Here is a 13,126-nt window from a genome sequence, read left to right as displayed (position 1 = left end):
CATCCAGCAACAGCATCCATATAATTTGTTATGTGGCCACATTGCCATCATCCATAGGAGAGGGGAATTTCCGTTGAAACTATTTAGGGCTTGCTGAACACTTTCGATTGTAAGCCACTTGGGGCTGACGGAATACGTTGAATAGAAATCTGAAAAACGGCAAAAAGAAAATCCGCAGCTTGCGTTCGAAATTCATCGCAAGCAGTTGCAGCGCAATAACCGTCTCACTTGACTCACGGAGGCGTGCTAGAATACGCCCCAGACCGAAGGAGCGTTTCCCTTCTCAGAATTTCCCTTTGATAGCATTTCGTGCCGATGCATCCCGTCGCCTGATTTCGATCACGTTCCTCTTCTTTTTTCGGACGACCGTGACTCGGACCGCTTCAAGGCGGTATAGTTCGGAAATAATGAGCAATTGCGGTATTGCCAAGCATTCAGTCTTTCAATCCACTTTTTGAGGCGAGGATTTCCACAAGCGGGAGATTGCGCGACACGTAACGAAGCTGTTTGCCTATTGCTTTGCGAATGACTTTGACACCGGCCAGGCGTTTCTTGGCAACCCCAAGGTAACGTTTGTGGGCCGCTTGACGATACGTTCTTGATTTCCTAGCTTCACCGACGAATGGCTGATGCAACCAACCCATCGATGATCTGATCGAGTTTCTCCCGTGCTTCGTCCCACAACTTCAAGTCGGTGGGATACGAGATGTTCACCGGTGCGCATGTCGCGTCGAGGATCAAGGTGCCTTTATTATGGGGTTGCTCATCGCCAAAGCAAGTATTGATAGTACGGGTTTTTCGTGATCTGATGGACGGTCTACCGGTCATCAAGTTTCATACGCTCCTGAATCTAAAGCGCACCCAGCCATGCGGACCGACAAAGGAATTTGACCGCACATCGATTTCTTGAATGGACTTGGCGCATTTATCTTCTGCGCGCCAATACGGGATCATAGCGCCAATTGGCCCCCATCGATTGTCTTGATTCAATTTGCCTCCAAAGGGTAAGAAATGTTCCAATAGCTAAATTTGGCTTTCGATTTTACGGTACATAATTGGCTCTCTCCAAGTGCACAATTTTCCAGGAAAATCTCGCGATTTACTTGTACTTTATTTTCGACTTGAAAGTCTTCAATCCCTTGTAAAACCTGAAGAAATTCACTATTCAGCAAGCCCTATTTAATTCTCCAAACAGCTCGTCTATTGTCGTAAATAACCCTGGCCCCACATCACTCCAAAATAGTAATGGTATATAATCATCCAGTTTGAGGCTGGATCTCAATCACTTGCTGTCCAAGGAACTCCGAAATCAACCGCACAGATACCAAGTCCAGCTCGAAGTAATTTGAGCTGTAGCATCAATGTGACTGTTTCCCCGTTTCCCTTCATAGTAACACTTCCAATTGGATGTATATGATAACCGCAGTTGGAGAATAATTGACCCATTCGACTTTGGAGCCCAAAACTTAAGATACGGCACGAACAGGTATCATCGTAGACCAAACAAGGGTGTTGATGGGAGATAGTTATTTCTGAATTGCTTGTTGCAATGCTTTCAATTCTTCAAGTGAAAAGCGAGATAGTAAATCTTGCTTCATCGCTTGTTTCTGTTCGGGAGTCAAATTTTCTTTGTTTCGATATTGGTTCGCATAATTTATAATATCTTCGGTTGAAAATTTCGATGCAGCATAGGAGATCACTTCTTCCTTATTTTTAAACTGCACATTTTGCCCCGCACCATTACCGTCAGACCCTGCGGAACTTGGGACATTCTGTAACCCCGCTTTGGCAATGGCTTCATCGATGGTTTTCTTAACTTCAGGATCTTCTGTCAGTTTTACTACTTCATTAGCGAGCTTGTTAGTGACATAAGCCTTGGCGCCCCATGCCCCTCCGAGAATAACTACTCCAACAACACTGAGAATCACCAATATTTTTTTCATGTGTAAAATTCCTCCATCCAGCGTGTCATTCCGTTTTTTCACTATTTAAGAACTCCCGCAATCCTTCCCTCCAATGCCGCAAATCCTGAAGTCCATTTAATCGGATCGACATATGATCCAAAACAGAATAGCCGGGGCGGGGAGCTGGCCGCGGAAAATCCGGCGTAGTACAAGGATGAACGTTTATTTTAATTCCTGCTTCTTCAAAAATCGCAACCGCGAACTGATACCAGGAACAAGTTCCCGAATTTGAAGCATGATAGGTTCCATATAACTCTGTCCCTATTAATTCTTTAATAAAATGAGCCAAATCCACGGTGTAAGTTAGGGAACCGATCTGATCATTCACAACCATCAATTCATCACGCTCTTGGGCTAATTTCAACATTGTCTTGACGAAATTTGTCCCATGCTTTCCATACACCCATGAGGTTCTAACAATGAAGTAGCGACTCGAAAAAGCCTTAACAAACTCTTCCCCGATTAACTTTGATTTGCCGTAGACATTAACTGGATTTGGACTATCAAACTCGGTATAGGGGGAGCCTTTCTTTCCGTCGAAAACATAATCAGTGCTAATATAGACAAGTTTTGCGCGGACCTTCTCGGAGGCAACAGCCACATTTCTCGTTCCAACCGCGTTAACCAAATAAGCAGCCTCCGCATCCTCTTCAGCCTGATCCACCTTGGTATATGCTGCCGTGTGAACCACGACATCCGGCTGAACTTCTTGAAGAATTTGGTCCACGTGTTGATAGTTTGTTATATCAAGTTCCTCCCGGGCAAAAGGAAATACTTCGTACCGCTTGGAATCAATTTTTAATAGCAGGCTCAGATCTGACCCCAATTGCCCTCCTGCCCCGGTAATCAGAACTTTCATCTGTCACTCTCCTGCCTGGCCTCTACATATTGGCCATATTGTTTTTGGTAATATTGCATGTACTCGCCGCTTTTTATCCGTTTCCACCAGTCTCGATTCTCCACGTACCATTGAATCGTTTGTTCAATTCCCACCTCAAGCGTGTATTTCGGCTTCCATCCCAATTCCGTTTGAATCTTTGTGGAATCAATCGCATAACGGCGGTCATGTCCCAACCGGTCAGGAACAAAGCGAATCAAGTCCTCTGGCTTGCCTAACGCCTTCAAGATGTGTTTTACAATTTCAATATTCGTCCGTTCATTGTTTCCGCCTATGTTATAGACTTCTCCAAGCTTGCCCTTGTGAATGACCAAGTCAATCGCCGTGCAATGATCGTCAACATGCAGCCAATCTCTCACATGAAGACCGTCTCCGTAAACAGGTAATTCCATATTCTCCATCGCGTTGGTCACCATCAAAGGAATTAACTTCTCAGGACACTGATACGGCCCGTAATTATTGGAACAACGAGTTATATTTGCCGGAAGTCCATAGGTTTCATGGTACGCACGCACTAACAGATCCGCGCTTGCTTTGCTGGCCGAGTACGGGCTGTTGGGCGCCAAAGGCGTGTCTTCTGTAAAATACCCCGTCTCGCCCAGAGTGCCGTATACTTCGTCAGTGGAGACCTGGATATATTTTTTCACGTTATACTTTTTAGCCGCATTCAGAAGTACTTGTGTTCCGCAAACATTGGTTTTCACGAAAATGTAAGGATCTGTAATACTTCGATCCACATGGGATTCAGCAGCAAAGTTAACGATCACATCCACTCCACCAGCAACAATTTGATCTACCAGTTCTCGGTCACAAATGTTACCGTGGACAAATGTATAGGCTCGATAGTTCTCTATGTTTTTTAAGTTTTCCAGATTACCTGAGTAAGTTAATAAATCCAAATTAATAATTTGATAGATTGGATACTTGTCCACTATATAGCGGATAAAGTTGCTTCCAATGAATCCAGCCCCACCGGTGACCAATAATTTCATTCTATCTCACCCTTTGTATCAGAAGTTAATCTCCGCATCTTTCAGCTTTGGCTGTTTTTTATCTTTTTCAGAAAGTATTGGGTTAGTTGTTGGCCAAGAGATTCCCAACGCATGGTCATTCCATAAGATCCCTCGGTCATGCTCCGGTGAATAAAACTCATCCACTTTGTAGAGAACCTCGGTATTCGCTTCCATCGTACAAAATCCATGTGCAAATCCTTCAGGTACAAGCAGTTGCTGCTTGTTCTCCGCACTTAAAGTTACCGCAATCCATTGACCAAAAGTTGAAGAATGTCTTCGAATGTCTACCACAACATCATAGATTGCACCCTTTACGACTCTAACCATTTTTGTTTGAGCCTTTGGATACAATTGATAATGAAGTCCTCTAATTGTTCCTGCTTCCACTGACAGCGAATGATTGTCTTGAACAAAGTCATAATCCAAGCCCAGTTCCTGACATTTTCGTTTGTGATAACTCTCCATAAAAAAGCCGCGAGAATCTTCAAAAACGTCCGGTTCTATAAGAAGTACCCCATCCAGTTTGGTTTCAATAATCTTCATGCCATACTCATCCCTATACATTTAAGTTGCCAAAATGAACCCCAAAATCGAGACCGTTCGCCAATTCGTTCGCTTTCACCATCGAACCGTGAGTTCCTGCGTCTGTCCACCAACCATGTAAGACATCATAAGTCAGCTGGTTTCGCTTAATATACGCGTTGTTGACATCCGTAATTTCCAACTCACCACGAGCTGAAGGCTTCAGGGCTTTAATAATCTCGAAGACATTGTGATCATACATATATATACCAGTCACCGCATATCTGCTTTTTGGATTAGCGGGCTTTTCTTCAATCGAAATAATCTGATCCTTATCCAATTCCGGGACGCCGTACCGTTCAGGGTCATGAACTTCTTTAATCAGGATTTTTGCACCCTGACCTTGCATTTTAAATTTCGTAACATAAAACGAAATATCGTCGCTAAACACATTATCTCCCAAGACCACCGTCATAAGATCATTCCCGACAAACCCCTCAGCCAAGCCTAATGCCTGCGCAATTCCACCTGCCTGATCCTGAACCTTATAAGTGAAAGTTACTCCGAACTCATATCCGCTTCCCAACAGATTAACCACATCCCCCATATGTTCCCTGCCGGTGACGATGAGAATGTCTTTTATATCCGCTTGTCTTAACTTATAAATCGCATGATAGATCATCGGGTACTTACCGACAGGTAGTAAATGTTTATTCGTGACTTTCGTCAAGGGATACAATCGGGAGCCTGTTCCCCCAGCGAGGATGATTCCTTTCATGTCCTATTCCTCCCGAGATTTTTTTACTGCTATTCTCTTGAAGCTGCTATCTCCCTATGGGATAACTTCGACGCTTGACAATGAGCTTCAACTTCGTCCCATGTAATATAGAGCCGTACTATATCCTCCTCGATAAGCTCACTGCCCGTTTGCACTTCAATGAATTGAAGATCGGTAATTGCCTTAATCGCGTGTTTAGCGCCAGCCGGTATTCGCAAGACGTCCCCCGATTTAACAAGACAGATTTCGCCGTTAAGCGCGAATTCACCCTCACCGCTGATGATCGTCCATACTTCACTTCTTTTAAAATGCAATTGGTAGCTTAAGTTCTTTCCGGCTGAAATACCGATTCGTTTCGTTAGAACTTCACATCCTTCAGCAAACCTAGTGTAATCCAAGACTCGGTACCAACCCCAACGCCTTTCTTCATACATCGGTCTTTGGTCGAAATCAGCCACCAATTCCTTAATCCGTGGACTGGAATTCTTCTCTGTTACCAGGATCCCATCGGGGCTTGCAGCCACAACTACATTCGACAGCCCAAGAACCGTCACAGGAATATCCAACTCATTGATCAAGTGGGTGTTAACCGAATCGTCACTGATAATGCCTTTTCCAATCACTTCAGTTGCCATCTCTTCAGTCAGCGTATTCCAAGTGCCGAGATCTTTCCAATACCCGTTATACGGTAGGACCACAATATGATTTGCTTTTTCTACCACCTCATAGTCAAAACTGATCTTGGGCAACTTTTTATATTGCTCCAGCAACTCTTCATATTGAATCGGGAACCCTTTTTCAGTTAGTAATGAGAGGAGGTACCCGAGCTTAAAAGCAAAGACACCGCAATTCCAAAGGGCTTGTTGATTCATTAACTCTTTAGCCTGTTCTTCGCTTGGCTTCTCTTTAAAATGACTCACATTCGCAACAGAATTTCCTATTTGGTCAGTTTCAGGGATAATATAGCCGTACCTTGAAGATGGATAGGTTGGGGTAACGCCAATAAGAGCCAAATTTGCCCCTGATGAAACCAGCACATCCTCCAGATCTTGGACCCTGCGAAAAAATCGGTCTTCTACATAAGGATCGACAGGCAGAATCGCGATAACTTCATCCATAACCACGCCTTTAGCCGAATACAAATATACAGTAGCTAACGCAATCGCAGGAAACGTATCCCGTCTTTCCGGCTCTAAAATAAGGGGAGCTTCATTACCCAATTGGCTTTGCATCATATCAAGCTGCGCTTTACTTGTGGCTATCACAGCAGAGTCAGCTAAACCAACCGATTTTAATTGACCCCACACTCGCTGGACCATAGACTCGAGTTGGCCATCCTTATTCTCCAAGACCTTGAGGAATTGCTTCGATCGAGAGTCGTTGGACAGCGGCCATAAGCGCTTTCCGGAACCACCCGATAACAGTACGAGTTTCAATATCCTCACCCCTTACATTTAGTAGTAAACTCTTTGTTTATCCGTAAACAAGGCAACTTGTTCCCCCACATACCTCCGAAATTCTTGCTGAAATCTTTCAGTAGAAAAACGCAAAGAATTGTCTCGACAATCCTGAGGTATAATCCCGCCGCCATCCCGATCAAAAAGCTTCACGGCATCAACAAGAGAGGACCAAGTTTGCTCGTTAAAAAATACGCCAGTAGGGTTATCAGCATTTAGTCCCCGGATTGTCTCCAGAGCCCCACCTTTGCCATACGCTATAACCGGTGTTCCACACGCTTGGGCCTCAACCGAGGTGATTCCGAAATCCTCCTCTGCCGCAAATACAAAAGCCCGTGCATGCTGCATGTAATCTTTTAATACATGGAAGGGTTGGTAGCCTAAAAGAGTAACATTCTTCCCTGCTTTAGCGCAGACTTTTTCAAAATCAGGCCCATCACCAATGACAACCAGCTTTTTATCCGGCATTTGCGAAAATGCTTCGACAATCAAGTCGATCTTTTTATAAGGAACCATTCGAGAGGCCGTCAGATAGAAATCTTCCTTGCTGTCGCAGAAAGTAAACGCCTCAACATCTACCGGGGGATAAATTACGTCAGCATCCCGGCCATAAACCTTATGAATCCGCCGGGCAATAAATTGAGAGTTGGCCACGAATCGATCAACACCGTTTGCCGTCCGGTAATCCCATAGCCGAATCTTATATAACAAATATTTCGTTAGCCAACCTTTGACACCTGTATCCAAACCGGATTCTTTCAGATACTGGTGTTGCAGATCCCAGGCGTAGCGGATAGGGGAATGGACATAGGAAATATGCAACTGATCCGGTCCCGTTAATACTCCTTTCGCTACTGCATGGGAACTGGAAAGGACAAGATCATATCCGGATAAATCAATCTGCTCCACAGCGAGCGGCATTAAGGGGAGATACTTTCGAAATGTGCTTTTGGCAAAAGGGAGATTTTGTATAAAGGTAGTTTTGACAGGCTTGTCCAGAAGGAATCCTCTTTGACCTTCGGGCAAGAAATCTACAACGCTAAACAAATCCGCTTCGGGGAAAAGCTTAATCATTTGCTCAAGAACTCGTTCTGATCCTGCGTAGGTATCAAGCCATTCATGGACGATTGCAATTTTCATTATAAATCCCCTTATCGCTAAATAAGTTTAAACTTACAATATTTTATTTAGTTAATTTATTTGATTTATATGCATTAACATCAATTATCGATGTTGCAGCAATAGTCATCCCAAAAATAAACCAGATATGACCAAATACATAAGTAAAACCTGTCAACACGTTGATAAATAAACAAGTTATTAATGAAGCTGCCAAAGCTCCGGCCCAACACATTATTCCATCAGATTTAGTTCCATTGTTGTACCTTTTAATTGAAAGCAAAAGACGATTTAGTATATACCAAGTCATCATGATGAATAAAACCAAGCCAAGGATACCCGTATTCACTAAAATATTTACTATCAAATCATGCGATGTCACACTTCCCCAGCCAACACCGAGAAAAGGGTAATCTAAAAAGTACTCCCAGGCTGTTTCGATCGAGGCAAGTCTCTCCAATCCAGAGCCGGTATTCAATTTATCGAATAAAAGGTTACTAGTAAGAATTTGTACTTTAGGAGTAACAAGATATATGACGCCACACACTAACGTGAGACTTATTATCCCCCAAATACGAAGTAGACGAAACTTCAGCCGAAATGAGATTAAAAGGATTACAAAAAGCATAACTAAAAGGCCAATGTATGCGGTAGCAGCAGTAGACAAAATTAAAATGGAGCTCATTATAACCAAAGAGAATCTGTCTAAAAATGGAGATAGAATGGTCCGCTTAGTTAAAACTGCAACTAAGACTATTGGAACGACAGTTAACAAAAACTGAGACAAAATCGATGGTTCAACCGCTACAGATGAAATTCGTTTAAGATTAAGATCCAAAAATTCTCCAGTAAAGCCTTGTGCCGCTGGATTAATGTTATTATTGAAAATAAAATATGGATATGGAATATCTATTTTGTCAAATATAAACTGTAACCAGCCCCACAAGCTAACGAATATCCCCGATAAAACATACGCTTTGAGACTTGAAACGAATTGAGAGAGCTGTGTATTTTTAGTAGCCACCAATATTGTAATAATAATTCCGTAAGCTAGATATAAAGTTTGTGTAATATGACGCGAAGTGAAAGTAAGGGCTGTAACCTCTGAACTATAGAGATTGGCCGACTCTACCAAGAGGTCACCGTCGATCATAATAGGCATAATCAATGACACCAAAACAATTGTCATAAATGCCATCAACAAGATGATTGAAAAACTTTGTAATGCTGGCACTTTTATATTTCCGGATTTAATAGTTTGAAGTAATACACTGACGATCCATAAGAAGCCACAAAACATGGCTATCTGTAATCCAGAACCTGATGAGGCTGATTCAAAGTTAGCTACTGCTGTTGCAGAAAACGGTATAAAAAAAACCATCAGGATATAAAGCCATCGAGGGGCCATTAAAAATAGTAATAAGCTTACCGGAATGAGAATCCATCCTATTGCTGTTATAGTCATTCCTTGCCCCCTTTCTAATTTAAACCAACCAATGACTACTCTTTGGAGAGAACAATCTTGAAGAGCATATTCACTCTCTTAAATTGACCTCTAAGAATGTAATTGATCATCCTGACTAAAAAACCCAAATACAAAGTAGGTAGGCACCAAGGGAAAAACTTACGTGTGTAAACTAGACGACTTTTAACCGCGTGATATTCTGCGATATAACTTTTTTCTTTACTCCTAATATGGCTGCCTCCTATTGTGGCACCTTCCTTGTGATAAACAACACTACTAGGTTCATATAACAGAAGATAACGATTCCCAGCTCGTGTTGACCAGTCAACTTCTTCACAATAAAGAAAATAGTCTTCACTTAAAAGTCCGACATCATTTAAAAAGGAACGAGAAACAAGCATGGATGCTCCCACCACATAATTCATTCGTGATTCAATATCGTGAACATCAATGAAATCTTTTAAATTCTCTAAAGCACCAATATGTTTAGCTAATCCAATCCACTTGTTATATCTTGCCCCTCCATAAGCCTGAACCTTATCTGGCTGATGATAATAGAGTAGTGTTGATCCACATATCCCGGCTTCTGGTATTTCCTTTATTCGCTGAATCATTTTCGTGAGTGCATCGGTCTTGATTAAGGTATCGTTATTTAGCAACCATACATACGCAAAATCATTCCGAGCCAAGATATAGCGCAATCCTACATTATTGCCACCCGCAAACCCCAGATTGGCTCCATTTTGAATCAAAATCAATGGAACATTCTCATCCTGGGAATTACCACCGGCTTCTGCATTCTTCCGATCATACTCAATGTAATGAATAGGCTTGGCAACGGGAGGAAAGGTGAGGTATCGAAGCTCCTCGCTTTCCCACATTAATGTTTCTAAACGTCCCTCAGCCCAAGCCTTAATATAATCTAACGAATCATCCTGAGATTGATTATCACAAACGATCACTTGGTAATTAGGGTGGTCGTTACGAAACACGGTTTCCAAACATTCTATAGTATCTTTCCAGCCGTTCCAATTAAGAATAAGAATATAAATCTTGTTCATATTACTCATGAACCACCCAATATAAACTTATATATTTTTACAAACCAGCGCGGCCTGTTATATGCTTGTTTAGGTATTTGTTGTAATATAAACTTGCCAAATAAACTAAGTCCAAAATATATACATAATCCTCGAATTATCGCTCCATCAAGAATTGCCTTTTTTATATAACCTTTACATCTCGAAAATTCGCCTCGTCCATAGGATTTTGCAGCCTCACCCAGAAAAAAAACCGTTCGTCTCTTTTTTACATAACGATGCAACTCTGGATATCTTGCTTCAACAACACCTAGAACTAGCATCCCTTCTTCGAACCCATTATGTTTTGAGAGAGGACTACTAGTTATGTTGTTATCGTGTCGCCTGTATTTTCCTAAAACCTCATTGATAACAACACACTTGCCTTGTCGAAATACTTCAATATCAAACAACCAATCATTGGTATATTTCAATCTATCATCAAATCCATGAGTTGGAACCGCAGCTGATCGGATCATCATTGTTGAAGGTAACATTAAGTAACTTGCATCGAATAATAATTCAATACCCCCTTCTCTCAATCCGCGTTTCCCGTTGTATAATTCACTGAAAAGCCCTAATATTTTTCCACTGTCAGATTCGAACACTTCTGCATCATGACAACAACCTACAGCATCCGGCCGACTTTTCAGCAGTTCAACTTGTTTTTCTATCTTTTCCGAAAACATCAAATCATCGCCACCCAACCACGCGATAAAATCCCCGGAAACAACGTTTAAACCCCTGTTAAAATTGCTGGCGATCCCTGTATTTTTATCACTCATCACAAGTTTAATTTTGTCAGGATGCTGGGACCCATATTTTTGGAGAACTTTTTGTGTTCCGTCTGTCGAGCCGTCATCTGTAATGATAATTTCAATATTTGAGTAGGTTTGATTCAGAACGCTGTTAATCGTTTCATGAACAAAGTCCACCTGATTGTAAGTAGGAATAATCACACTGACTTTTGGTTCCACTAGAATCTTTGTCTCCTTTTCAGATAATGAACTAAACTGTTTCGCTCGGACTTGGCTGTTCCAGATAAGACAAACCCACCAAGTATACAAGTAAACAAAACAACCTTCATCCAATCAATAGATTGCTCGTTCCACGACAAGGCACTGGCAATAATTATCAATATCAAACCAAAAATCCATGTTGACTTTTCGCGTATAGTTAATCGCAATCCATGTCGTGTTTTTGAATACCAATAACAAAAAGCCAGATAGATTACATACAAAACAACAAAAACAATCCCGACTATCCATATTTGGCCAAACACAAATAATGCCAGCCATGCACCTATTGCCATACCCATATTCCATAGAAACTCTGTCTTGAAAAACATCCGCATGTCCCCATATGCCAACATAGGGGTTGCCAGAACCCATGCAATTGCCTTGAGATAATCACCAAGTAACATCCATTGAATGATTTCTAAAGCGGGAAAGAATTCTTTTGTATAGAGCAAAGATATCACTGCAGATTTACCTAAAATCATTACTGTGATAAGCGGAACGACCAGTATTAGCATGATTCTAAAGACTTGAGCTATTAGTGCAGAGCGTCCTTCAATATCTTTGGTGGCGGATAAAACAGGCATATAATAGGTACCCAATGAACCTAGAAGTATCATCAGATACGTGCTGTTTAAGGTCCACGCCACATCAAAAATACCTGCTCCTGTTAACCCTCCGTGACGCACAAACATCGCTCGTACCAAAAGCAGTGTTCCTGTGCCTATTAGTCCGGTAAGGATAGTCACTCCGGCAAATTTTAGAAAGTACAGCGCAGCATCCCGGTCCCATAATCTTCGCCAATTCGCGAATAAAGGCGAAAGCCAACCACCCCGCCATACAAACCCGAATCCTGCCATCAAACCAGTAAAACTGGTTACCCATAACAATAGTAAGAGTCCCCAAGGATTCCCCACTAACACGACTAAGGGGAAAGCTGTTATAGCGGCTACTGCGCTGCTGAAAACCTGTACTAGTGCCAATCGTCCCAAGGCACGATAACTGTTAAGCAATCCGCCTAGAAATATGACCGCAGCAGCAAACAATATAGAGGGAATTAAACCACGAATCAGCCATACCGATTGGACGTCTGCGCGATCTAAAATCAGGTTAGCTAGTCTAGGGGCCGCAAACCATACAATAAGACTAATAGTACCGGTCATTAACACAAACAGACTAGCTACCGTTACGATATATCGAGTTTGACTTGAGTCTTCCCGAGTACTCAATCCTTGTACGAGAGCAGTATTCCCCTGCATGGTTGCCAGGCCAACCAAAGTTTGTTGTGTTTGACGCAAAAGCGAGAAAAGCCCCACACCGGCCGGACCACTAACTACCGCAATAACCTTTGTAGCAATGACACCAAAAAGTATTGCAGCAACTGATCCTCCACCTGTTTTCAAAAACGCTTTGAGTAAATTGCTCATTTTTTAAGTCTCCACAATCGTTACTTTTTCACCTATATTGATTTAAAATCTCAACAACCTTTTCGGCTTCATTCCTACTTAGTACAGGACTTATCGGTAAACTAAGGACTTGATTGTTTATCTGCTCTGTAAGAGGTAAGTGCAACTCATTCCATTCACTGTAAGCCGCCTGCTGATGAGGTGGAATCGGATAGTGAATGATCGTCTGAACCCCATGATCAAAAAGGTACTTCTGCAGTCTATCCCTTTCTTTTGTTCTAACTACAAACAAATGCCACACATGCGATTGTGGTTCCGTTACGCTGGGCAAAATTATCTTTTCATTTTTATACCCATTCCTTTCGCTTCGCTCAAGGCACAAAACGGAATGAAATCCGTTAACCTTGAG

14 protein-coding genes are annotated in these 13,126 nt (G+C 42.1%); 1 reads left to right on the top strand and 13 read right to left on the bottom strand.

Annotated elements, in window-relative coordinates:
• Positions 1-434: 434 nt before the first annotated feature.
• The 13 genes from ACFO8Q_RS23900 to ACFO8Q_RS21730 all read right to left on the bottom strand — a co-directional run bounded on the left by ACFO8Q_RS23900 (position 435) and on the right by ACFO8Q_RS21730 (position 13,018).
• Positions 435-644, bottom strand: coding sequence for a hypothetical protein (locus ACFO8Q_RS23900; RefSeq protein ID WP_417323482.1), 210 nt, complete (start codon positions 642-644; stop codon positions 435-437).
• A gap of 882 nt (positions 645-1,526) precedes the next feature.
• Positions 1,527-1,985: a hypothetical protein gene (locus ACFO8Q_RS21785; RefSeq protein ID WP_380029058.1), complete on the bottom strand. Its 459-nt coding sequence runs from the start codon at positions 1,983-1,985 to the stop codon at positions 1,527-1,529.
• Complete coding sequence (rfbD, locus tag ACFO8Q_RS21780; protein WP_380029056.1) at positions 1,969-2,823, bottom strand: dTDP-4-dehydrorhamnose reductase; 855 nt, start codon at positions 2,821-2,823, stop codon at positions 1,969-1,971. The genes ACFO8Q_RS21785 and rfbD overlap by 17 nt, the downstream gene beginning before the upstream one ends.
• The gene (gene rfbB / locus ACFO8Q_RS21775; RefSeq protein WP_380029053.1) at positions 2,820-3,854 is read right to left on the bottom strand and encodes a dTDP-glucose 4,6-dehydratase; all 1,035 of its coding nucleotides are present in this window, start codon (positions 3,852-3,854) and stop codon (positions 2,820-2,822) included. Before rfbB ends, rfbD begins: the two co-directional genes overlap by 4 nt.
• 18 nt (positions 3,855-3,872) lie before the next feature.
• On the bottom strand, positions 3,873-4,418 hold the full coding sequence (gene rfbC / locus ACFO8Q_RS21770) for a dTDP-4-dehydrorhamnose 3,5-epimerase (protein WP_380029051.1): 546 nt from the start codon (positions 4,416-4,418) through the stop codon (positions 3,873-3,875).
• Positions 4,419-4,431: 13 nt separating this feature from the next.
• On the bottom strand, positions 4,432-5,175 hold the full coding sequence (locus ACFO8Q_RS21765) for a sugar phosphate nucleotidyltransferase (RefSeq protein ID WP_380029049.1): 744 nt from the start codon (positions 5,173-5,175) through the stop codon (positions 4,432-4,434).
• A gap of 29 nt (positions 5,176-5,204) precedes the next feature.
• Entirely contained in the window at positions 5,205-6,611 is a 1,407-nt protein-coding gene (locus tag ACFO8Q_RS21760) for a sugar phosphate nucleotidyltransferase (RefSeq protein WP_380029047.1), read from the bottom strand.
• A gap of 18 nt (positions 6,612-6,629) precedes the next feature.
• Complete coding sequence (locus ACFO8Q_RS21755) at positions 6,630-7,772, bottom strand: glycosyltransferase family 4 protein (RefSeq protein ID WP_380029045.1); 1,143 nt, start codon at positions 7,770-7,772, stop codon at positions 6,630-6,632.
• Positions 7,773-7,815: 43 nt separating this feature from the next.
• On the bottom strand, positions 7,816-9,216 hold the full coding sequence (locus ACFO8Q_RS21750) for an O-antigen ligase family protein (RefSeq protein WP_380029043.1): 1,401 nt from the start codon (positions 9,214-9,216) through the stop codon (positions 7,816-7,818).
• A gap of 35 nt (positions 9,217-9,251) precedes the next feature.
• Positions 9,252-10,277: a glycosyltransferase family 2 protein gene (locus ACFO8Q_RS21745; RefSeq protein ID WP_380029041.1), complete on the bottom strand. Its 1,026-nt coding sequence runs from the start codon at positions 10,275-10,277 to the stop codon at positions 9,252-9,254.
• A 5-nt stretch (positions 10,278-10,282) separates the two neighbouring features.
• Complete coding sequence (locus ACFO8Q_RS21740) at positions 10,283-11,272, bottom strand: glycosyltransferase (protein WP_380029039.1); 990 nt, start codon at positions 11,270-11,272, stop codon at positions 10,283-10,285.
• Positions 11,272-12,738 (bottom strand): MATE family efflux transporter, encoded by a 1,467-nt coding sequence (locus tag ACFO8Q_RS21735; RefSeq protein WP_380029037.1) that lies wholly within the window; start codon positions 12,736-12,738, stop codon positions 11,272-11,274. Before ACFO8Q_RS21735 ends, ACFO8Q_RS21740 begins: the two co-directional genes overlap by 1 nt.
• Before the next feature lie 28 nt (positions 12,739-12,766).
• A complete protein-coding gene (locus ACFO8Q_RS21730) occupies positions 12,767-13,018 on the bottom strand; it encodes a DegT/DnrJ/EryC1/StrS family aminotransferase (RefSeq protein ID WP_380029155.1) in 252 nt (83 codons plus the stop codon).
• Between ACFO8Q_RS21730 and ACFO8Q_RS21725 the strand changes: the two genes are divergently transcribed.
• A partial coding sequence (locus ACFO8Q_RS21725; RefSeq protein WP_380029161.1) for a hypothetical protein occupies positions 12,932-13,126 on the top strand: 195 nt, incomplete at its 3' end. The genes ACFO8Q_RS21730 and ACFO8Q_RS21725 overlap by 87 nt on opposite strands.

The sequence above is a fragment of the Effusibacillus consociatus genome (assembly GCF_042652925.1).
Classification (GTDB): Bacteria; Bacillota; Bacilli; order Tumebacillales; family Effusibacillaceae; genus Effusibacillus; species Effusibacillus consociatus.
This window is presented reverse-complemented; position numbering and strand designations above follow the sequence as displayed.

Bases quoted from the DNA above. Each gene is read 5' to 3' on its own strand.
- ACFO8Q_RS23900 (WP_417323482.1), bottom strand. From the start codon at position 644: ATGGGTTGGTTGCATCAGCCATTCGTCGGTGAAGCTAGGAAATCAAGA.
- rfbD (WP_380029056.1), bottom strand. From the start codon at position 2,823: ATGAAAGTTCTGATTACCGGGGCAGGAGGGCAATTGGGGTCAGATCTG.
- rfbB (WP_380029053.1), bottom strand. From the start codon at position 3,854: ATGAAATTATTGGTCACCGGTGGGGCTGGATTCATTGGAAGCAACTTT.
- rfbC (WP_380029051.1), bottom strand. From the start codon at position 4,418: ATGAAGATTATTGAAACCAAACTGGATGGGGTACTTCTTATAGAACCG.
- ACFO8Q_RS21765 (WP_380029049.1), bottom strand. From the start codon at position 5,175: ATGAAAGGAATCATCCTCGCTGGGGGAACAGGCTCCCGATTGTATCCC.
- ACFO8Q_RS21755 (WP_380029045.1), bottom strand. From the start codon at position 7,772: ATGAAAATTGCAATCGTCCATGAATGGCTTGATACCTACGCAGGATCA.
- ACFO8Q_RS21750 (WP_380029043.1), bottom strand. From the start codon at position 9,216: ATGACTATAACAGCAATAGGATGGATTCTCATTCCGGTAAGCTTATTA.
- ACFO8Q_RS21745 (WP_380029041.1), bottom strand. From the start codon at position 10,277: ATGAACAAGATTTATATTCTTATTCTTAATTGGAACGGCTGGAAAGAT.
- ACFO8Q_RS21735 (WP_380029037.1), bottom strand. From the start codon at position 12,738: ATGAGCAATTTACTCAAAGCGTTTTTGAAAACAGGTGGAGGATCAGTT.